The organism is Allobosea sp., assembly GCF_035999205.1.
In the GTDB taxonomy this organism is placed as follows: domain Bacteria; phylum Pseudomonadota; class Alphaproteobacteria; order Rhizobiales; family Beijerinckiaceae; genus Allobosea.
On the sequence record NZ_DASYHA010000026.1, the window covers coordinates 658,600 to 679,610 of the forward strand.

General features: G+C 66.4%; 20 protein-coding genes. 12 read left to right on the plus strand and 8 right to left on the minus strand.

The window, feature by feature from the left end:
• Positions 1–10 precede the first annotated feature (10 nt).
• Positions 11–1,354, minus strand: a complete 1,344-nt coding sequence (locus VGN82_RS25095; protein ID WP_327529792.1) for a methyl-accepting chemotaxis protein — start codon at positions 1,352–1,354, stop codon at positions 11–13.
• Between the two features lie 327 nt (positions 1,355–1,681).
• On the opposite strand from VGN82_RS25095, the gene VGN82_RS25100 reads away from it, so the two are divergent.
• The 6 genes from VGN82_RS25100 to VGN82_RS25125 all read left to right on the plus strand — a co-directional run bounded on the left by VGN82_RS25100 (position 1,682) and on the right by VGN82_RS25125 (position 8,233).
• A complete protein-coding gene (locus VGN82_RS25100; RefSeq protein WP_327529793.1) occupies positions 1,682–2,194 on the plus strand; it encodes a (2Fe-2S)-binding protein in 513 nt (170 codons plus the stop codon).
• A gap of 99 nt (positions 2,195–2,293) precedes the next feature.
• Complete coding sequence (locus VGN82_RS25105) at positions 2,294–4,657, plus strand: xanthine dehydrogenase family protein molybdopterin-binding subunit (protein WP_327529794.1); 2,364 nt, start codon at positions 2,294–2,296, stop codon at positions 4,655–4,657.
• Between the two features lie 79 nt (positions 4,658–4,736).
• Positions 4,737–5,540: an FAD binding domain-containing protein gene (locus VGN82_RS25110; protein ID WP_327529795.1), complete on the plus strand. Its 804-nt coding sequence runs from the start codon at positions 4,737–4,739 to the stop codon at positions 5,538–5,540.
• Positions 5,541–5,657: 117 nt separating this feature from the next.
• Positions 5,658–6,572 (plus strand): AAA family ATPase, encoded by a 915-nt coding sequence (locus VGN82_RS25115; protein ID WP_327529796.1) that lies wholly within the window; start codon positions 5,658–5,660, stop codon positions 6,570–6,572.
• An 87-nt stretch (positions 6,573–6,659) separates the two neighbouring features.
• Positions 6,660–7,037, plus strand: coding sequence for a nuclear transport factor 2 family protein (locus VGN82_RS25120; RefSeq protein ID WP_327529797.1), 378 nt, complete (start codon positions 6,660–6,662; stop codon positions 7,035–7,037).
• Positions 7,034–8,233 carry a vWA domain-containing protein gene (locus VGN82_RS25125; RefSeq protein WP_327529798.1) on the plus strand — a complete coding sequence of 400 codons (1,200 nt, stop codon included), beginning with the start codon at positions 7,034–7,036 and terminating at the stop codon, positions 8,231–8,233. The genes VGN82_RS25120 and VGN82_RS25125 overlap by 4 nt, the downstream gene beginning before the upstream one ends.
• Here VGN82_RS25125 and VGN82_RS25130 read toward each other — a convergent pair.
• Complete coding sequence (locus tag VGN82_RS25130; RefSeq protein ID WP_327529799.1) at positions 8,230–8,922, minus strand: esterase/lipase family protein; 693 nt, start codon at positions 8,920–8,922, stop codon at positions 8,230–8,232. The two genes, VGN82_RS25125 and VGN82_RS25130, sit on opposite strands and share 4 nt — an antisense overlap.
• Positions 8,923–9,099: 177 nt before the next feature.
• On the opposite strand from VGN82_RS25130, the gene VGN82_RS25135 reads away from it, so the two are divergent.
• Genes VGN82_RS25135 through VGN82_RS25150 form a run of 4 tightly spaced genes read left to right on the plus strand, consistent with a single transcriptional unit; the run spans position 9,100 to position 12,344 of the window.
• The gene (locus VGN82_RS25135; RefSeq protein ID WP_327529800.1) at positions 9,100–9,423 is read left to right on the plus strand and encodes an XdhC family protein; all 324 of its coding nucleotides are present in this window, start codon (positions 9,100–9,102) and stop codon (positions 9,421–9,423) included.
• Positions 9,423–10,052, plus strand: coding sequence for a LysE family translocator (locus VGN82_RS25140; protein WP_327529801.1), 630 nt, complete (start codon positions 9,423–9,425; stop codon positions 10,050–10,052). Before VGN82_RS25135 ends, VGN82_RS25140 begins: the two co-directional genes overlap by 1 nt.
• A 4-nt stretch (positions 10,053–10,056) precedes the next feature.
• Positions 10,057–10,749 (plus strand): XdhC family protein, encoded by a 693-nt coding sequence (locus tag VGN82_RS25145; RefSeq protein WP_327529802.1) that lies wholly within the window; start codon positions 10,057–10,059, stop codon positions 10,747–10,749.
• The gene (locus VGN82_RS25150) at positions 10,746–12,344 is read left to right on the plus strand and encodes a molybdopterin-binding/glycosyltransferase family 2 protein (RefSeq protein ID WP_327529803.1); all 1,599 of its coding nucleotides are present in this window, start codon (positions 10,746–10,748) and stop codon (positions 12,342–12,344) included. The genes VGN82_RS25145 and VGN82_RS25150 overlap by 4 nt, the downstream gene beginning before the upstream one ends.
• Positions 12,345–12,348: 4 nt before the next feature.
• Here VGN82_RS25150 and bcsS read toward each other — a convergent pair whose 3' ends face one another.
• Complete coding sequence (bcsS, locus tag VGN82_RS25155; RefSeq protein WP_327529804.1) at positions 12,349–13,062, minus strand: cellulose biosynthesis protein BcsS; 714 nt, start codon at positions 13,060–13,062, stop codon at positions 12,349–12,351.
• A 199-nt stretch (positions 13,063–13,261) separates the two neighbouring features.
• Between bcsS and VGN82_RS25160 the strand changes: the two genes are divergently transcribed.
• Positions 13,262–13,531, plus strand: a complete 270-nt coding sequence (locus VGN82_RS25160) for an usg protein (RefSeq protein WP_327529805.1) — start codon at positions 13,262–13,264, stop codon at positions 13,529–13,531.
• A 175-nt stretch (positions 13,532–13,706) separates the two neighbouring features.
• Positions 13,707–14,273 carry an exopolysaccharide biosynthesis protein gene (locus VGN82_RS25165; RefSeq protein ID WP_327529806.1) on the plus strand — a complete coding sequence of 189 codons (567 nt, stop codon included), beginning with the start codon at positions 13,707–13,709 and terminating at the stop codon, positions 14,271–14,273.
• Between the two features lie 28 nt (positions 14,274–14,301).
• Here VGN82_RS25165 and VGN82_RS25170 read toward each other — a convergent pair whose 3' ends face one another.
• The 5 genes from VGN82_RS25170 to VGN82_RS25190 all read right to left on the minus strand — a co-directional run bounded on the left by VGN82_RS25170 (position 14,302) and on the right by VGN82_RS25190 (position 20,862).
• A complete protein-coding gene (locus VGN82_RS25170) occupies positions 14,302–16,482 on the minus strand; it encodes a putative bifunctional diguanylate cyclase/phosphodiesterase (RefSeq protein WP_327529807.1) in 2,181 nt (726 codons plus the stop codon).
• Between the two features lie 172 nt (positions 16,483–16,654).
• The gene (locus tag VGN82_RS25175; protein WP_327529808.1) at positions 16,655–17,404 is read right to left on the minus strand and encodes a proteasome-type protease; all 750 of its coding nucleotides are present in this window, start codon (positions 17,402–17,404) and stop codon (positions 16,655–16,657) included.
• Positions 17,405–17,519: 115 nt separating this feature from the next.
• Positions 17,520–18,347, minus strand: a complete 828-nt coding sequence (locus VGN82_RS25180; RefSeq protein WP_327529809.1) for a transglutaminase family protein — start codon at positions 18,345–18,347, stop codon at positions 17,520–17,522.
• An 84-nt stretch (positions 18,348–18,431) separates the two neighbouring features.
• Positions 18,432–19,373, minus strand: coding sequence for an alpha-E domain-containing protein (locus VGN82_RS25185; RefSeq protein ID WP_327529810.1), 942 nt, complete (start codon positions 19,371–19,373; stop codon positions 18,432–18,434).
• A gap of 73 nt (positions 19,374–19,446) precedes the next feature.
• On the minus strand, positions 19,447–20,862 hold the full coding sequence (locus VGN82_RS25190; protein ID WP_327529811.1) for a circularly permuted type 2 ATP-grasp protein: 1,416 nt from the start codon (positions 20,860–20,862) through the stop codon (positions 19,447–19,449).
• Between the last annotated feature and the right edge of the window lie 149 nt (positions 20,863–21,011).

Genomic DNA, 21,011 nt, shown 5'->3' on the forward strand with positions numbered 1-21,011 from the left:
CTGACCGGCCTCAGCTTGCGCGGCGCAGGCTCTCGAGGGCTGCGCTGACGGTGGCCTCGGCGGCGCCGACCTGAAGCGCGATCTGGGAAGCGACCTGGGTCGCGCGTTCGATCGCCCTTGTCGTTGTCTCAAGGCTGTGGCCAACCGCCTGGGCGCTGGCGATCGTGTCATCCGAGCAGCCGGCCACGTCCGAGGCGTCGTGGGCTATGCCAGACGTGACCAGGCTTTGATGGGCGACCGCGTCGGAAATCGCTTCCGCATCGCCCCGGATTTCGCCGATCGTCGTGCTGATCGAGGCGGCATGCTCGCCGCAGGCCGCGGCGCTCGCCGAGAGTTCGTTGATCTGGCGCGAGATCTCCTGCGTCGCACTTGCCGTTTGCGTCGCCAGCGACTTCACCTCCGAGGCGACGACGGCGAAGCCGCGCCCGGCCTCTCCGGCGCGCGCTGCCTCGATCGTAGCGTTGAGGGCGAGCAGGTTGGTCTGAGCGGCGATGTCCGCGATCAGGCCGAGCACTGAGCCGATGCTCGTGGTCGATTCACGCAACTGTGCGATCGCGTTGTTCATCGCCTCGGCATCGCCGACGGCGCGTGAGGCGATGGCGACACTTTGGCGGGCACGGTGGCCGATTTCGCCGATATTGGCCGACATTTCCTCGGTCGCGGCCGCCGTCTGGCGGGCGCGGTCGCGCATCATTTCCGCTGCCCGGGTGACGTCGAGAACCTGCGCTCGGATGAAGGCGGTGGCGCCTGCGGTCTCGTCGGCGGAGCTGACGAATTGCTCGACGGCGCCGCTGATCGAGGCATCGAGCGTGCCGATCCGCGACTTCAGCATATGCGCGGCGGTGTCGAGCGCCTCGCCGCGATGGCGGGCCTCGGCCGCTTCGAGCGCCTGGTCGAGCGTGATCGCCGTGTTGATGTCCATGACGAGGACGTTCTCGATAATCTCCATATCTCGCGCGAACCGACGGGGAGAGAGCAGGGACGTCAGGCGCGGTTTCGCGGCGATCGACCTGAAGACGGCTCCCGCAATCGAGACGCGCGATCGGGTGCCGACTTTGATGGCGCGCTCGAGCGTGCATACGCGTTCCATCGACTCGAAATACTTCTCGTCGAAATCGCCATCGAAGATCAGCCGGAAGTGCTGCTCCGTGATCGCGTAGATGTCTTCGGATAGGGGCGTAATATTGTCCTTCAGTCCGGGATGGATCTGGCGGCCATAAGAGAACGCCTTGGCGACGATGTCCTCGATGACGAGATCGACATGCTTGCGATAGCCGCGCAGAGCTGCGCGTTTTTCCGCGCCGTAGCCTGTCGAGCCCAAGCGTCGCTCGACCTGTTCGGAAATCGACGTCAAGATCGGCCCCCGTGCCGCCGGCAAAAGCACTTCGCCGAACCGAGGCACTGTGACCAGCCTCCGTTAAGATTCCGCCAATGTGACGAGCGACGCGGTTTCTCCGATCCTGTCCGGCGTCGCCGGGGCGTGATGAAACACCCGCGAAACGCTGCCAAACAGCCGGTCTTCCCTCTTCGCCTCCCGCTTGACCGCGGAAAAACGCGGGTCCACAGTTGGTTTAAAGCTGTTCCAAGGAGAAGCTGGCGCCATGCCGCGAGCCTCCGCTCCAGCGCAGCGTTCGGTTATGTCACGAGCCGGGCGTCAGACCCGGGTCACAGGAGGAAGACGATGGCCACCCTCTCCATGACGGTGAACGGCAAAGCCGTCACTGCGACGGTCGATCCGCGTACGCTGCTGGTGCAGTTCCTGCGCGAAAACCTGCGCCTGACCGGCACCCATGTCGGCTGCGACACCAGCCAGTGTGGTGCCTGCGTCGTCCATATCGACGGCAAGGCCGCGAAGTCCTGCACGACGCTGGCGGTCTCGCTCGAAGGCGCCTCCGTGACGACGATCGAGGGGCTGGCCGCAAACGGGGCGCTGCATCCGATGCAGGAAGCCTTCCGCGAGCATCATGGCCTGCAGTGCGGCTTCTGCACGCCGGGGATGATCATGTCCGCCGTCGACATCGTGAACCGGCGCGGCCACAACCTCGACGAGAAGACGATCCGTGAGGATCTCGACGGCAACATCTGCCGCTGCACGGGCTACCACAACATCGTCAAGGCCGTTGCCGCCGGAGCCGAGGCCATGGCCGGGCAGGGCATGGGCACGAAGGAGCCGCCGCGCCAGGCTGCCGAGTGAAGGCCTGCGAGTGAGATGCCGCGGGCCGCGCCATCGGCGCAGGCCTGGTCGTGAGGTCATGACGTGCCCGCCAGAGGCGCGCTGAGGGAGGGAAACACCATGTCGGCAACCGGAATCGGCGCCTCGGTGCGGCGCAAGGAAGACCATCGCTTCATCACCGGCCAGGGACGCTACACCGACGACATCAACCGGCCGGGCCAGGCCCATGCCTATTTCCTGCGTTCGCCGCATGCCCACGCCACGATCAAGTCGATCGACACCAAGGCGGCTGCGAAGATGCCGGGCGTGCTCGGCATCTATACGGGTGACGATCTCGCGGCCGACAAGGTCGGCGGGCTGATCTGTGGCTGGATGATCCACAACAAGGACGGCTCGCCGATGCGCGCCGGTCCGCACCCGGCGCTGGCGCAGGGCAAGGTGCGCTATGTCGGCGATCATGTGGCGGTCATCGTCGCCGAGACTCTGGCGCAGGCGCGCGACGCGGCCGAGGTGGTCGTGGTCGATTATGCGGTGCTGCCGGCGGTGGTCGACACCGCCAAGGCGGCCGGGGCCAAGACGGTGGTGCATGCGGAAGCCCCCGACAACACCGTCTTCAACTGGCATCTTGGCAACAAGGACGAGACCGAGGCCGCCTTCAAGAAGGCGAAGCACGTCACCAAGCTCGACATCGTCAACAATCGGCTCGTGCCGAACCCGATGGAGCCGCGCGCCGCGGTGGGCGACTACGACGCCGGCGACGGCGTCTTCACGCTCTTCACCACCAGCCAGAACCCGCATGTCGCCCGGCTCGTGCTCTCGGCCTTCATCGGTATCGCTCCCGAGAACAAGCTGCGGGTGATCGCGCCCGATGTCGGCGGTGGCTTCGGCTCCAAGATCTTCATTTATGCCGAGGAGACGGTCTGCGTCTGGGCTGCGAAGAAGGTCGGCCGGCCGGTGAAGTGGAATTCCGACCGTACCGAGGCCTTCCTCTCTGACGCGCATGGCCGCGACCACGTCACCCATGCCGAACTCGCGACCGACGCCGAGGGCAAGATCACCGGCTTGCGCGTCAAGACAACAGCCAATCTCGGTGCCTATCTCTCGACGTTCTCGTCCTCGGTGCCGACCTATCTCTACGCTCCGCTGCTCTCCGGCCAGTACGACATCCCGGCGATCTATTGCGAGGTCGACGCGGTCTACACCAACACCGCGCCGGTCGATGCCTATCGCGGGGCGGGGCGGCCGGAGGCGACTTTCGTGGTCGAGCGCCTGGTCGAGGTCGCGGCGCGCGAACTCGGCAAGGATCCGGCGAAGTTCCGTATGCAGAACTACGTCAAGAAGTTCCCGCACCAGACGCCGGTCATCATGATGTATGACGCCGGCAATTACGGCGCCTCGATGAAGAAGGCGCTTGAGATCATCGACTACAAGGGCATCGGCAAGCGCAAGCGCGACTCGGCCCGCGAGGGCAAGCTGCGCGGCATCGGCTTCTCCGCCTATATCGAGGCCTGCGGCATCGCGCCCTCGGCCGCGGTCGGCTCGCTTGGTGCTGGCGTCGGCCTGTGGGAATCGGCCGAGGTCCGGGTGAACCCGATCGGCACGGTCGAGGTGCTGACCGGCTCGCACAGCCACGGCCAGGGCCATGAGACGACCTTCGCGCAGCTGGTCTCGGACCGTCTTGGCATCCCCATCGACAATGTCTCGATCATCCATGGCGACACCGACAAGGTGCAGATGGGCATGGGCACCTATGGCTCGCGCTCGGGCGCGGTGGGCATGTCTGCGATCGTCAAGGCCGTCGACAAGGTCATCGCCAAGGGCAAGAAGGTCGCCGCCTATGTGCTGGAGGCCGACGAGGCCGATATCGACTTCGCGGACGGGCATTTCTCGGTGAAGGGCACCGACCGCAAGCTCGATTTCGGGTCGTGTGCGCTGCAGGCCTATATCGCGCACAAGTTCAACGGGCAGGATCTCGAGCCGGGGCTGAAGGAAGGGGCGTTCTACGACCCGACCAACTTCACCTTCCCGGCTGGTGTGCACATCTGCGAGGTCGAGATCGATCCGCAGACCGGCGTCACGAAGATCGACCGCTGGGCGGCGGTCGACGATTTCGGCAATGTCATCAATCCGATGATCGTCGAGGGCCAGGTCCATGGCGGCATCGCACAGGGCGTCGGCCAGGCCCTGCTCGAAGGCGCGAAATACAACAGCGACGGGCAGCTCGTGACAGCGAGCTTCATGGACTACTGCATGCCGCGGGCCGACGATCTGCCGTCCTTCCAGGTCGGCATGACGGTGACGGCCTGCCCGTCCAATCCGCTCGGCATCAAAGGCTGCGGCGAGGCCGGTGCCATCGCCGCGCCGCCTGCCGTCATCAATGCCATCACCGATGCGCTCGGCCATGAGGACATCGCCATGCCGGCGACGCCGCAGGCCGTCTGGCGCGCGGCGCAGAAGAGCGTGAAGAGAATGGCAGCGGAATAGTTTTTGCTCGTCATCCCGGCCGGAGCGAAGCGCGCAGGGCCGGGATGAACCCCGCAGATTTCAGCAAGGGATCATACCCATGTACGCCTTCACCTATCACCGCCCGGGCTCTGCGCGTCAGGCTGCGGGCCTCCTCGCCAAGAAGGAGGATGCCAAGATCCTCGCCGGCGGCCACACCCTGCTGCCGACGATGAAGCAGCGTCTCGCGGCTCCGAGCGCATTGATCGATCTCGGCGCCTGCGGCGATCTCAAGGGTATCGCTCGCAAGGGCCGCACGGTCGTAATCGGCGCGATGTCGACCCATGCCGAGGTCGCGGAATCCGCGATCGTCCAGGAGGCTATCCCCGGGCTGGCCTATCTCGCCTCGCATATAGGTGATCCGCATGTGCGCCATCGCGGCACGATCGGCGGCTCCGTCGCCAACAACGATCCGGCGGCGGATTACCCGGCGGCCTGCCTCGCGCTGGGCGCAACGATCGTGACCAACAAGCGCAAGATCGAGGCCGACGACTTCTTCACCGGGCTCTATGAGACGGCGCTGGAAGAGGGCGAAATCATCACCAAGGTGGTGTTTCCGGTCGTCTCCAAGGCGGGCTATGCCAAGTTCCGCAATCCGGCCTCGCGTTATGCGCTGGTCGGCGTCTTCGTCGCCAAGCGTGGCAGCGACATCCGCGTCGCGGTGACCGGGGCGGGCGAGGGCGGTGTCTTCCGCTGGCCGGAAGCGGAGACGGCCCTCAAGGCGCGCTTCGCGCCGAAGTCGCTCGAGGGTCTCAAGGCCTCGTCCAAGGGCATCAATGCCGACATGCATGCCGATGCGGAGTACCGCGCGCATCTGATCGGGGTGATGGCGAAGCAGGCCGTGGCCCAGGCGACGGGCAAGTAGCGCCAGCACGCAAGGGTGGTAGCTCATGGCCGGGCTTGACCCGGCCATCTCGTTTGGCGCCTTCTGCCCGTCGTTCAAGAGATGCTCGGGGCAAGCCCGAGCATGACGCGAGTTGTCATGCCCCAATTGCTCCCGACCTCCATCGACGCGACGCTCACCCTGCTGCAGAGCCAAGGCTATGTCGCTGATCGCGCGCTGGCGACGGTGCTCTTCCTGGCCCTGAAGATGAAGCGGCCGCTGCTGCTCGAAGGCGAGGCCGGCACCGGCAAGACAGAGATCGCGAAGGTGCTCTCGGCTGCGCTCGGGCGAAAGCTGATCCGGCTGCAATGCTATGAAGGGCTCGATCTCGCCTCCGCCGTCTATGAGTGGAACTATGCCGGGCAGATGATGGCGATCCGCCTGGCGGAAGCCGGCGGCGCGACCGGTGATCGCGAACGGCTGGAAGGCGACATCTTCTCGCAGAAATACCTGATCAAGCGTCCGCTGCTGCAGGCGCTGGAACCACAGGAGGGCGGCGCGCCGATCCTGCTGATCGACGAACTCGACCGCACCGACGAGGCTTTCGAGGCCTTCCTGCTCGAAGTTCTCGCGGATTCCCAGGTGACGATTCCGGAGCTCGGCACGGTGAAGGCGGCCGAGCCGCCGATCGTGATCCTGACCTCGAACCGCACCCGCGAAATCCATGACGCGCTGAAGCGGCGGTGCCTCTATCACTGGGTCGGCTATCCCGACGCAGGCCGCGAGCTCGCGATCCTGAAGGCGCGTGCGCCGCACGCCCCGGCGAAGCTCGCCAGGCAGGTGGTGTCCTTCGTGCAGGCGATCCGCAAGGAGGAGCTGTTCAAGGCGCCGGGCGTCGCCGAAACGTTGGACTGGGCGACCGCGCTCGTGGAGCTTGATGCGGTCGCGCTCGACCCCGCGCTGGTCTCGGACACCCTCGGCGCCCTGCTGAAGTACCAGGACGACATCCAGGCGATGCAGGGCTCGAAGGTGAAGGAGCTGCTGGACCAAGCGAAGTCAGAAGCGAAGGCCTAACCGGCCGGCCTCTGGCCCTGCGCCAGATCAACGACGGCGCGCGCGATGGCGGCTAACAGCTCTGGCGGGATGGGCGGAGGAGCGATCATGTACAACGATCTCAAGGCGGTCGAGGCGGTGACCTGGACCTATCTCAATGGGCTCTATGAAGGCGATGTCGCCAAGCTCGAGCACGCCTTTCACCCGACCAGCGCGCTGACCACCGCCGATGACGAGGGGCTGATCCGGATCGTGCCACGCGATGAATGGCTGGCCGCAGTGGCCGCGCGCCCGTCGCCCAAGGCCGCGGGCATGGTGCGCGGCGACCACATCCTGACGATCGACATCGTCGGGCCGACGCTGGCATTGGTGAAGGTGAAGTGCCAGATGCCGCCGCGCTACTTCACCGATCTGCTCTCCTTCGTGAAGGTCGAGAGCAAATGGCAGATCGTGCAGAAGGTCTACATGACCGAGATGGGGCCGTGACCGGCAAACTGCCCGAGAACATCGCGTATTTCGCCCGCGCCTTGCGGATCGCGGGCCTTCGCGTCGGTCCCGGCGCGGTGGTCGAGGCTGTCGAGGCGCTGGCCGACGGAGCGCTCGGCGAGCGCGAGGACGTCTACTGGGCGTTGCATGCGATCTTCGTGAAGCGCCACGAGGACAGCGCCGTCTACGACCAGGCCTTCCGGCTGTTCTGGCGTCGGCGCAACCTGATCGAGAAGATCATGGCGCAAATGTCGCCGGTCTCGCCGGGCGCCGACAGCGCGCCTCAGAAGGAGGAGGCCGGGGCGCTTCGGGTGGCCGAAGCCTTCGCACCGCCGAGGCGCGAGGAGGATGCGCCGGTCGAGCTGACCGAGCTGACGGCGCAACTGACCGTGTCCGATCGCGAAACGCTGAAATCGCGCGACTTCGCCCAGATGAGTGCGGCCGAGATCGCGCGGGCCAAGCAGCTGGTCTCGGAGCTCAGCCTTCCCGACGATTTCGTCGCGACACGGCGCTTCCAGGCGGCTCATCAGGGCGCGCGGATCGATCCGCGCCGGACCTTCCGGCGCTCGCTGCGGGGCGGGGGAGGCGCGATCGACCTCGCCTTCCGCGAACGGGCCGAGGTGCATCCGCCGATCGTGGCGCTGGTCGACATCTCCGGTTCGATGGCGGAGTATTCGCGCATCTTCCTGCACTTCCTGCATGCCGTCACCGAAAAGCGTCGGCGCGTGCATTCCTTCGTCTTTGGTACCCGGCTGACGAACATCACGCGGTCGTTGCGCGCTCGCGACCCGGATGAGGCGCTGGCGCTGGCCGGCAAGGCAGCGCCCGACTGGGAAGGCGGCACGCGCATCTCGACGGCGCTCCACACGTTCAACCGGGTCTGGTCGCGGCGCGTGCTCGGGGGCGGTGCGATCGTGCTGCTTTTCACCGATGGCCTAGAGCGCCATCTCGATGGCGAGCTGGCCTTCGAGATGGACCGGCTGCACCGCTCCTGCCGGCAACTGATCTGGCTGAACCCGTTGCTGCGCTTCGATCAGTTCCAGGCGCGCGCCAGCGGCATCCGGGCGATGCTGCCCCATGTCGATTCGTTCAGGCCGATCCACAACCTCGCGGCGATGGCCGATCTTTGCGCCGCGCTCTCGCCGGAGGCGAGCCGGGCGAGCGATCCGCGCCAGTGGCTGAAGAAGGCCGGTTAGGCTGGGATCTCGGACCGCTCGAAGCGCCCATGCTTCAGGAAATGCCGCGTCTGCGCGATCGCCTCGCGGTTGCGCATGATCAGCGGGTGGGTGGCGTGGATGGTGATGTGATCGGCCATGCCGGCAACCTTGGTGCGCTCGACCGAGACCCGGCCGTCATTGGCGCCGGCCAGCATCAGCGACCCGATCGGATAGAATGAGCGATCGCCGGCAATGACGCCGAGCGGATAGTCGACACCGCCCAGGACCTCGCAGAGGGCTTCGGGTCGCTCCGTCCCCAGTTCCGAGCCCGCCGGCCCGAAGAAGGCACGGAAGAGCGCGTTGTTCCCGAGAAGGTCGGCAATCTCGCTGCCTTCGTTCGGCGGTGCCAGCATTACGACACGGCCGAGCCGTTCCGGGCGGTGGCGGTTGACATAGGCGCGGGCGACCAGGCCGCCCATCGAATGGGTGACGAAATGCAGCTCGCCGTCGAGTTCCGCGCCGAAGCGCACGACCGGCTCCCGCATGAATGCGACGATGTCCTCGATATTGTGGCTGCGGGCGGGATAATCGAGGTTGAGCGTGCGATAGCCGTCTGCCTGCAGGGCATTTTCCAGAGCTTCGAGAGAGCCCGAGCGCCGTGCGATTCCGTGCAGAAGGACGATGCCGTCCTGCCTTGCCGGATCTTCTTTTAGGTGTTCTCTCGCCATGTCCCGCCTCGCCGACCTGAGCGATAGCGAGATCGTCATCGATGGTCGAGGCGCGAGCCGTGGATTCGCGCCATGCATGCTCGAAAGCTGTGGCGGTCATGCTTAAGTAGATGCGTCAAAGCGGCGATCTGCGCATATTCTGAGAGCGTGGCCGCCTGAGGCAGGATCGATGGGCACATGATCAGCACGGACACGGACATCCTCGCGACTGCGGAAACCTGGGCCAGGGCCGGTCGTTCGGTGGCGCTCGCCACGGTGGTCGAGACCTGGGGCTCGGCGCCCCGCCCGGTCGGCTCGCATCTCGTGATCGACGGGGAGGGCAACTTCCAGGGCTCGGTTTCCGGCGGCTGCGTCGAGGGAGCAGTGGTCGAGGAGGCGATCGACGTGATCGCCGACGGGCGGGCCCGGACGCTCGAATTCGGCGTCGCCGACGAGACCGCCTGGAAGGTCGGACTGTCCTGCGGCGGCCGGGTCAGGGTCTTCGTAGAGAAAGTGAACTGATGGCCTCCTGGGAAACGCTTTTCGCCTTCGCGACAGTGACCATCCTCGTCGCCTATTTCCCCGGCCCGGCGCTGCTCTACACGGCGGCGCAAACGATCTCCCATGGCCGGCGCGCCGGCTTCATGGCGGCGCTCGGCATCCATCTCGGCTGCTATGTCCATGTCATGGCTGCGGCCTTCGGCTTGTCGGCCGTATTCAAGCATGTGCCGGAGCTCTATCTGGCGGTGAAGATCGCCGGCGCGCTCTATCTGGTCTGGCTCGGCATCGGCATGATCCGCTCGCAGATTGCGGCCGCCCAGCAGCCGATCACCCCGCCCAAGACGGTGAAGCGGGCGCTGCTCGATTCCTTCATCGTCGAGATCCTGAATCCGAAGGTCGCGCTGTTCTTCATCGCGCTGCTGCCGCAGTTCGTCGATCCCGCCGGCTCTCTCCCGGTCTGGGCGCAGTTCCTGATCCTCGGCACGGTCGTCAACTTCGCCTTCTCTTCCGCCGATATCGTCACCGTGTTCGGTGCATCCTCCGTGATGCGGCTGATGAAGAAGACGCGGGCCGGCTTCGCCTTCGGTCGCTGGCTTGGCGGATCGCTGATGATCGGGCTTGGTCTCAAGCTCGCCACCGACAAGGGCTGAGGCGATGGATCTCGCAGTCCTGGTGACGCTCAATGCCGAGCGCGCGGCGCGTCGCGCAACCGTGCTGGTGACCGATGTCGCAAGCGGTGCGCAGCGGCTGGTGAAGGCTGCGGACATCCCGGCCGATCCGCTCGGGGAGACGCTCGACAGGCAACTGCGCACGGCCAAGAGCGCGATGGTCGAGGCCGAGGGGCGGCAGCTCTTCCTGACCGTCCAGGCGCCGCATCCGCGCGTCATCGTCACCGGCGCCGTGCATATCTCGCAGGCGATGGCGCCGATGGCGAAGTTGCTCGATCTCGATCTCGCCATCATCGATCCGCGCACCGCCTTTGCCACCCCGGAGCGCTTTCCGGAGGTCACCCTGCTGACGCAGTGGCCGGACGAGGCGCTGGCGACGCTCGGGCTCGATGCGTATACGGCCTTCGTGGCGCTGACGCATGATCCCAAGATCGACGACCCGGGGCTGGAGGCGGCCTTGCGCTCGGACTGCTTCTATATCGGCGCGCTGGGCAGCCGGAAGACGCATGGCCGTCGTGTCGAGCGTCTCGCGGCTGCCGGCTTCGACGAGGCTGCGACCGGTCGCATCCATGCGCCGATCGGGCTCGATATCGGCGCCGTCTCGCCGGCTGAGATCGCGCTTGCGATCCTCGGCGAGATCGTCTCGACGCTGCGCGGTCCGCGACGGAAGCCGGCATGAAATTCGGGCCTGTTCCCGTCGCGGAAGCGGCCGGCTGCATCGCCGCCCATAGCGTGCGTGCCGGCGCGGTGATCGTGAAGAAGGGCGCTGCGATCACGCCCCAGGATGTCATGCGGCTAACGGAGGCTGGGCTTTCGGAGCTGGTCGCGGTCAGGCTCGAAGCCGGGGACATCGGCGAGAATGAGGCCGCGACTCGGCTCGCGGCGGCTCTGGCTGGGCGCGGCGTCGTGACGGAGGCTGCCTTCACCGGGCGGGTCAACCTGTTCGCGGCGACAGCGGGCGTGCTGACGATCGATGCCGGCGCGATTGACGGTCTCAACCGCATCGACGAGGCGATCACGGTGGCGACGCTGCCGCCGATGAAGCCGGTCGTCGCCGGCGAGATGGTCGGCACGGTCAAGATCATTCCCTATGGCCTCCCGGCGGCGCTGGTCGAGCAGGCGCTCGCCACTCTGGAGGATCTGAAGCCGATCGCGATCGCGCCCTACAGGCCGTTGCGCGTGGCGGTGATCTCGACGCTGCTTCCGGGCCTCAAGCCCTCGGTCGTCGACAAGACGTTGCGGGTGATGGCGGATCGGCTGGAGCCGGCCGGGGCCATGATCACGTCCGATCTTCGCGTGCCGCATCAGGAGGCGCCGCTGGCACAGGCGATCGGCGCGCAGGCGGCTTCGGCCGATCTCGTGGTCGTCTTCGGCGCGTCCGCCATCACGGACCGCCGCGACGTGATTCCGCAGGCGCTGCTGGAAGCGGGCGGACAGATCGAGCATCTCGGAATGCCGGTCGATCCGGGCAACTTGTTGCTGATCGGCGAGCTGGCGGGAAAGCCCGTGATCGGCGCGCCGGGCTGTGCGCGGTCACCCAAGGAGAACGGCTTCGACTGGGTGCTGCAGCGCAGCCTTGCCGGCATTCCGGTCTCTCGGGCCGACATTCAGGCGATGGGGGTGGGTGGGCTTCTCATGGAGATCGTCTCGCGGCCGCAGCCGCGCGCTCCGTCGCATCTGGAGGCGGCGCCCGTGGCCGGGATCGTGCTGGCGGCCGGCCGCTCGACGCGCATGGGCGAGGCGAACAAGCTGCTCCAGAGCGTGCGCGGGAAGCCGATGGTTCGTCACGCGGTCGAGGCGCAGCTCGCCTCGCGGGCCCGGCCGGTGATCGTGGTGACCGGACACCAGCACGAGGCGGTCGTGGCGGCGCTCGCCGGTCTCGATGTCGAGCTCGTGCACAATCCGGAATTCGCCAGCGGCCTCGCCAGCTCGGTCAAGGCTGGGCTCGCGGCCTTGCCGGCAGCCGCGGCCGGTGTCGTCGTGTCGCTCGGCGACATGCCCAACGTCACGGCCGGCGTGATCGACCGTCTGGCACAGGTCTTCGCCGAGCGCAGCGAGGCGCTCGCCGTGGTGCCGACGCTGCTCGGCCAGCGCGGCAACCCCGTGCTGCTGGCGCGGACGTTGTTCGACGAGGTCGAGAAGCTCGGCGGCGACCAGGGCGCGCGCCGGCTGCTCGATGCGGCGGGCGATGCCATCGTCGAGGTGCCGCTCGACGATCCTGCCATTGCGCTCGACGTCGATACGCCCGAAGCGCTGGCGGCGTTGGAGCGCTGATCCTTCAGCGCTGCCAATGCAGGCCGAGCGTCGCATAGGCCTCCGACGGGCGGTCGCTCGTGCTTTGCCAGCCGCCGGAGATGCGCCAGCTCAGTCCGAGGAAGCGCAGGCCGGTCAGGTGCAGGCCGAGGCGGAGCTTGCTGTAGTCGCTTTCGCGATAGGCCTCGACTTCGGGGCCGAGATAGAGACCTCTCTGCGCCAGGTTCTGGGGCAGGAGCCAGCCGGGCGCGACGCGGCCCCAGACTCGGCCATCGATCGTCGAGACATAGGCGCTGGCGTGCAGCATGGTATCGGGCGTTGGTGTCATCCAGAGATCGCCGTGAAGGCGAGCGCCGTAGCGATGCGTGACAACGGTGACGAGCGGCTCGTCGCGCAGTTCACTCTCATAGTCCGGGCCGGCATAGAGCGACAGAAACGTGTCACCGATGCGCCATTCATAGCCGATCAGTACCTGCGCCTCGCTCTTGTAGGCGGTACCGTGGGGGCGACGGGTTCCGGTCTGCTCCTGGGAGCCGCCGACCTTCAGCAACGCGCGGAAGCCGCTGCTGGCCAGCCCGCCGGTCAGCGCCTTCTTCACGCCGATGGCGGCGAAGGTCTTGGTCGGCCCGGCTTCGAGTGAGCCGAAGATGACGGTCGAGAGCGGCGTGCGCTCCTCGGTCGTCTCGTCCTCGGCCATGGCCGGAGAGGTGAGCGGGCAGGCGAGCAGGATCGCGGGCACGGCAGCCCGCCTCGCGGCTCTAGCGATCCACGCCCCATACGCCACTCACGCCCCCCGGCGCGGCGGGTCCAGCCGGACCACCGCTGACGCAATTGCAGCAGGCTCGACGCAAGCTTGCAAGTTTTTGTTAACCAGGCAGGCGCAGCATCGTCGTGAAAATGCTAAGCTTTCATCGTGGGCCTACGACGGGAGAGAGCAAATGGCCGACACCGACTTCATGCGGCAACTGGCCGGATACGGCCTGACGACGGCGACCATCCTTTATCGGATGCCGGATCACCAGAGTGTCCTGCAGAGCTACATCTGGCAGCAATATGATCTCGCACCGCGCTTCCCGGTGCTGCACGATTTCCTCGCCTTCTGGAAACGCGAACTCGACGGTCCCCTGCATTCGGTGACGATCGCGCATTCGCGGCTGATCCGGCCGGCTGAAATCGTCAGCATCAACGGTGTGCTGACGCTGCACTGAACGTCCCTGCTGCGTCGAAGCGCAGGGGGCCTCGGCGAGGCTGCTCCTCCTTTTGCGCGTGATGCGCCTGCGCCAGCACTGCTTGTTGCGCGACGGCGCTGCGTGTTAGGCCGCTGCTCCTGTCACGGCCCGGCCTGATCCCTTGTCATCACCCTTGCGCACCTCCGGACTCCTGATGGCGCTCGCCGCCTTGCCCGGAGAGCGCATCGCGGTGGGGTCGATCGTCGCCGCGCTGAAGGACCGCGTCTACGGCCTGCTCGTCGTCCTGCTCGGCCTGCCGAACTGCCTGCCGATGCCGCCGCCGATCCCGCTGGTCTGCGGCCTCGTGCTTGCCTTCGTCGCCGTCCAGATGCTGGCAGGCCGCGTCATGCCCTGGCTGCCCCAGGCGCTCCTGGCGCGCAGCATCGGCAAGCCCGTGCTGACGCGGGCGGTCGACCGGGCGGTGCCGCTCCTGATCAGGCTCGAGCGCTTCTCGCAGCCGCGGCTGACGATGCTGGGTGGCGCCTACGCCATTCCGGTGCTCGGCCTGGTGATCCTGATCCTGGCGCTCGGCCTCGTCGTCGCGGCGCCGTTCATCGGCCAGATCCCTCTCGGCCTCGCGGTCTGTCTCGTCGGTCTCGGACTGGTGGAGCGCGATGGGATACTGATCATTGCCGGCGCGATCTTCGGTGCGTTGGGGCTCGCACTCAGCGCGGGCTTCGCCTACGCGATCTTCAGCGGCATCCACGGCCTGTTTTTCTGAACACAGGCGCGGGACAGGCAATCTCCGCTCAGGCGGCGGCAAGCACCTTGGCGAAGGGCTTTTCCTGCGCCAGCAAATCGTCGATTTCGTCGGCCGTGACGCCCTTCGAGAACAGGAAGCCCTGCAACTCGTGGCAGCCGATCGCCTGCAGGAAGCGATGCTGCTCGGCCGTCTCGACACCCTCGGCGCAGACGCGCAGCCCGAGCGCCCGCCCGAGATGCGCGATGGAATGGACCAGGATGGCGGATTCGCCGGTGGTCTCCATGTATTCCAGGAACGAACGGTCGATCTTGATCTTGTCGAACGCAAAGCGCCGCAGATAGATCAAGCTCGAATAGCCGGTGCCGAAATCGTCCAGCGCCAAGCCGACGCCATGGGCGCGCAGGTCCATCATCGCGGCTTCGGCCGCATCGGCATCGTCGACGACCACGCCCTCGGTGAGCTCGAGTTCGAGCTGCGCCGGATCGAAGCCGGTCTCGTCGAGGATGCGGATGACGTTGGCGACGAAGTCCTTGTGCCGGAACTGGATCGGCGAGACGTTGACCGCCAGGCGGATGCCTTCCCAGCGCTTGGCCTCCACGCAGGCCTGCCGCAGCACCCATTCGTTCAAGGGGACGATCAGGCCGCGTTCCTCGGCGATGCCGATGAACTCGGTCGGCGGAACCATGCCGTGGACGGGATGGTTCCAGCGCACCAGCGCCTCGACACCGACGATCGTCGCGCCGTCGACGGAGACCTGTGGCTGGTAGTGCAGCACGAGTTCGCCGTCCTCGATGGCGCGGCGCAGATCCTCCTCGACCATGCGCTTGAGCGCCAGCGAGCGGTTCATCTGCGCCTCGAAGAAGGAGTAGCGGTTGCGGCCGCCATTCTTCGATTGATAGAGCGCCGTATCGGCCAGCTTCAGCAGGGTTTCGCGATCGGTCGCATCCTGCGGCGCGAGCGCGATGCCGATCGAGCAGCCGATCGTCGTCGCCACCCCCATGATGATGAAGGGTTCGGTCAGGCTCTCGAGGATGCGCTCGCCAAGTGCGGCGCATCCCGCGGGAAAGTGCCCGTGGGTCTGGATGACGCCGAACTCGTCGCCTCCGATGCGCGCCACCGTATCGCCGCTGCGCACGACCTTCGACAATCGTTGCGCCACCTGGCGGATCAGCTCGTCGCCGGCGGTATGGCCATAGGTATCGTTGACCGCCTTGAAGCGATCCAGGTCGATCAGCATGACCGCGAGACCGCCGCCGGAGCGGTCGAGCTGTGCCAGCTCCTGGTCGAGCCTGATGTCGAAGGTGCGCCTGTTCGGCAGCAGTGACAATTCGTCCTGGCCGGCCAGGCGCTGGATCTGGCCTTCCCGGAGCGCGATCTGATGGGCGGCGCCGTGCAGGCGATGGACGATGAAGGCGAAGATCGCGCTGAACAGCAGCCCGACGCCGGCCAGAGCCCAGACGAACTGTTTCAGCATGGCGTCGCCGGGCCGCTCGGGCGACCAGCTCAGCCAGGCGTGGACGGTCCCGTCGGCGGCCGGGATGGCACGTCGCGACAGGGGATCGGCCGGCATCTCGCGGACGATCCGGATATCGGCCACGCGGTAGCGCTCGGACAGATCCTCGAGCATCGAGCTCGTGACACGCCGATAGCCGATGACCTTGATGGGGCCGAGCAACTGCCTGACGAGAGAGCCCGGGCGATGAGGGACGTCGATCATCATCATGCTGATGGCTTCGTGACCATCATGCGTCAGCGACCAGGAGGCGGTGCCGGGGACGCCGCGCGGATCGGGAATCTTGCGCATCGGAGGGCTGCCGGGCACCGACATTCCCGGAAGGGCCCCGCTGAAATGCTTCAGCCCTTCATAGCCGGCTTGTCCGGCCGGAGCGTCGCCCTCGATGCCGGCAAAGACCAGGCCCGATTCCGAAACGATGTAGGCCCCGTCGAACTCGAGAAAGCGGCTGCCGAGCCGGGTGAAAGCCGCTTGAAGCGTCGCCAGGGGAGAGGGGCCGGAGATGGCATTCTGCAGGTCGCCAGCCGCGGCCAGGCTCTGGAAGCGCAACTCGCGCAGGCGCACCTGGCTCTCGATCGCAGCTTCGACACGTTCGCGCTGACGTTGCGCCTCGAGACGGTTCGCGTCGCCAATGATCGCGACGACGATCGCGCCGGCCGCCGCCATGACCATCAGAAAGGCGCAAGCGAGGGTTGTGACCGTGCTCTTCAGCATCCGCGCGGAAGCATCTGCGTTGGTCAACTTCGCGGCGAAAGGCGACGGCATTAGCAGTCCCAAGGGGGTACCATTGGGCCGGAACATCGCAGGGGAATCTTGATATCCCGTTGACGCATTTAAGCATCATGGACTTTTCTCAGCCCGATCCAGAGCGCACTTCCGGAGTGCGTCAGCTGCCTTTCGGCTCGTAAGGAGGCCTTGGAATCGCCGTGTGGGCGGCCCGCAAGGCCGCCGACCAGCGCTCGCGCAGGTCGTGGAAATAGGGCTCGCCGGCTTCGATGCGGCGGTTGAGTTCCGGCTCGTCCGCGTCGCGGCGCATCACGATCAGGTCGATCGGCAGGCCGACGCCGAGATTGGAGCGCATGGTCGAATCCATCGAGATCAGGCCGATCTTCAACGCGTCGTAGAGATGCGTCTTGTAGGTGATCGCGCGGTCGAGGATGGGCTTGCCGTATTTGTGCTCGCCGATCTGGAGAAAGGGCGCGTCCACGCCGCACTCGATGAAGTTGCCGGCGCCGTAGATCATGAAGAGCCGCATCGGCTGGCCCTTGATCTGGCCGCCGAACAGCATCGAGACATCGAACTTGACGCCTGCATCCTTCAGGGCCGGGCCATCCTCGGCGCGGACATGGCGGATCGCGCGGCCGACCAGCTGGGCGGCGCGGAACATCGAGCTCGCGCCCTGCAAGCTGTCGATTTCGCCGGTCTCCGGATTCGGTAGCCCTTCATGCAGCAGGCTGACGACGGATTGCGTGACCGAGAGGTTGCCCGCCGTCATCAGTCCGAAGGTCCGGTCCCCCGGCCAGGAGAAAACGTGCAGCTTGCGGAAGGTCGAGATGTCGTCCAACCCCGCATTGGTGCGGGTGTCGGCGATCATCACGAGCCCGTCCTGCACGAGGATTCCGGCGCAATAGGTCACGGGGCTGGTCCTGTCTTCGTATCGAGCGATGTCGGCATCTGCCGGCGTGTCGTCGCATATCGCCAGCGCGCCCGCCAGCCATTCGACGGGGCTACTGGCGCCGTGGCGGGCAAGGCTACTGGTTAGCGAAGCGCCCACCCGCCTCGCGCGCGCTGATCAGTACGGAGAGCGCCTCGCCGTCGCCGCCCTTGCGCGCGCCGCGCACGGGCGCGGCATCGGCAAAGTCGAGTCCTGCCGCAACGCGGACATGGGTGTCGATCGGGCACAGACCATTGGCGGCGTCGAAGCCGATCCAGCCATACTCGTCGAGATGGACCTCGGCCCAGGCATGGGCGCCGTTGGCATGGGGCAGGTCGGCGGACTCAGCGACATAGCCCGAGACGTAGCGGGCCGGCAGGCCGAGATGGCGGGCGCAGGCCATGAAGATATGGGCGATGTCCTGCGGGATGCCCTCGCGTGCGGCAAAGGCAGCCGCCGCGCCGGCGCCCGTGCGCTCCCCCGTCTCGACGCAGGCCGTCTCTGCATGCAGCGCCTCCATTAGCGCATGCATCTGGGACAGCGGCGTGCCGGCCTTGCGCACGGACTCGACGGCGAAGCCGCGCAGCGCCTCGTCCGGGCTCGTCAGCAGTGTGTCGCGGCGGAAGACGTCGATGGGAACGCGCTCGATCGTTCCGCGCACGACGCCGGCGAGATCGTTGGTCTCGATCAGGCCATCGACCTGGATCGCCATCTCGGCGATCGGGCCGTCGGCCTGGAAGGTGTGCACGATGTTGCCGAAGGGGTCCTGCGTCGCGCGCAGGCGGCCGTCGGTATTCGGCTCGATGCGCCAGGACATGACGTGCTGGCCGTCATGATCGCGCGGGGTCAGCCGCAGAATCTGCGTGATATGCCGGGCGGGCTCGACATAGGCGTAAGCGATCGAGTGGGAGATCCGGATCCGCATGGTTGCGCAGGTTGTGAGGGGCTGGTTCGCGTCTCTGTGTCTTCTAGTCGCCGCCGCCGCGTGAAGCGAGCCCGTGACGACGGTTCATTGCAGATACTGTTCGAAGATAGTGTTGCCCAGACGGTTGTTCTCGGTGATGAAGTCTTCGATGAACTGATGCAGCCCGTGCTGGAAGATGTCGTCGATGCTGGTGCCCGAGAGGTTCGCCAGCGTCTTGCGGGCCTGGCGCTGGGCGGGGCCCTGCCGGCCATAGGCGTCGCCGAGCAGGTCCAGGAAGCGCGAGATGTTCTCGTAGCAGGCGGCGAGGGAGCGCGGCATGCGGCGATTCAGGATCAGCAGGTCGGCGATCAGCAGCGGCTTGACTGCCTCGCGGTAAACCCAGTGATAGGCCGTCAGCGCCGACACCTCGCGCAGCACCGTCGTCCACTGGAAGTAGTCGAGCGAGCCGCCGACTTGCTCGTTGGCAGGCAGCAGGACATGGTATTTCACGTCGAGGATGCGGGCGGTGTTGTCGGCACGCTCGACATAGACACCCAGCCTTGAGAACCAGTAGCTGTCGTCGCGCAGCATGGTGCGATAGGCGGAGCCGTCGAAGACGAGCGAGACGTTCTTCACCCAGTCGAGGAAGCCAGCGAACTCCTCGCGGTCCATGCGCTTCTTCTCGAAGCGCTGCAGTTCGAGCCAGGCGCCGTTGAGCGCATCCCACATCTCGGAGGTCAGCGCCGTGCGGACGCCACGCGCATTCGAGCGGGCGAGCGCCAGGCAGTTGCGGATCGAGGACGGATTGTCCGGATTGAAGGTCAGGAAATCGCAGACATTGCGCTCGTTCGCCTCTCCATAGGCCCTGGCGAAGGCGTCGTCGCAGCCGGCGGTCGCGACCGCGCTCTGCCATTCGCTGCCGGCGCCGCCATAGGACGAGGGCAGGTTGGAGAGCCGCATGGTCGCGTCGAGAATCCGGGCCAGATATTCCGCCCGCTCGACGTAGCGGGAGACCCAGTAAAGGCTGTCGGCGGTGCGCGAGAGCATGGTCAGATCTGGCCTTTTCGCGACGAGGCGGGCTGCATCCGGTGAGCGCGGCAGCGGGGAGGCGGGGCCGGTGTCATGCATCGAGCACCCAAGTGTCCTTGGTGCCGCCGCCCTGGCTCGAATTGACCACGAGGGAGCCTTCCTTAAGGGCGACGCGCGTCAGCCCGCCCGGCACGCAGGAGATGCCATTGGCGCCGGAGAGCACATAAGGCCGCAGGTCGACATGGCGCGGCGCCACGCCCGAGGCGACGAAGGTCGGGCAGGTCGAGAGCGCAAGCGTCGGCTGGGCAATGAAGCCTTCGGGCTGGGCCTTGAGCTTGCGGCGGAAGGTTTCGATCTGCGCCTTGTTGGCATGGGGCCCGACGAGCATGCCGTAGCCGCCCGAGCCGTTGACCTCCTTGACGACGAGCTTCTCCAGGTTGTCGAGCACATAGGCATTGGCCTCGGGCTCGCGGCATCTGTAGGTCGGGACGTTCTTCAGGATCGGCTCCTCACCGGTGAAGAACTTCACGATCTCCGGCATGTAGCTGTAGACCGCCTTGTCGTCGGCGACGCCGGTGCCGACCGCATTGGCCAGCGTGACGTTGCCGGCCTTGTAGGCGCCGATCAGCCCGGGCACGCCCAGCACCGAGTCGCTGCGGAAGACGAGGGGATCGATGAAGTCGTCATCGATGCGGCGGTAGATCACGTCGACGCGCTTCGGGCCCTGCGTCGTGCGCATATAGACGACGTCGTCCTTGACCAGCAGGTCCGATCCCTCGACGAGCTCGACGCCGAGCTTGTCGGCCAGGAAGGAGTGCTCGTAGAAGGCCGAATTGAACTGCCCAGGTGTCAGCAGGCAGATATTGGGATCGGACGGCGCCTTGCGCGGCGCCACCGAGCGCAGTGTGGCCAGAAGCTGATCGGGATAGTTGTCGACCGGCGCGACCCGGTGCGTGGCGAAGAGCTCGGGGAAGAGCCGCAGCATCACCTCGCGGTTCTCCATCATGTAGGAGACGCCGGAAGGGGTACGAGCGTTGTCTTCCAGCACATAGAAGGTGTCGGCATCGACCCTGACGATGTCGATGCCGGCGATGTGGCAGTAGATGCCGTGCGGCACCTGGAAGTCGACCATCTCGAGCTGGTAGCAGGCGTTGCGGTAGACCAGATCGGGCGGGATGACGCCGGCCTTGAGGCATTCCTTGGGACCGTAGACATCGGCCAGGAACATGTTGAGCGCGGTCACGCGCTGGCGCAGGCCGGCTTCGAGCTTGGTCCATTCCGGCTTGGTCAAGACGCGCGGGATGATGTCGAAGGGAATCAGGCGCTCGGTCGATTCCTCGTCGCCATAGACCGCGAAGGTGATGCCGATGCGGCGAAAGAAGAGCTCCGCCTGGCTGCGCCTGAGCGCCAGCATCTCGGGCGGCGCTTCCTTCAGCCAGCGGTCGAGCGCGTCATAGGCCGGCCTCAGTTCGGCTCCCGAGCCGGTCATCTCGTCGAACGCGACCATGCAGTCTTCTTTCCCCATTTTCAGCAGCCTATGCGCATTCGCAGGCGTTCGGGAAGGGGGCCGATGGTCAGGTGCGCGCCGGGCTCTGCCTATTGCGTGGGCAAAAACACGCGGTCGGCCTCGGCAATTGGTCGCATGGCTGCGCGTGC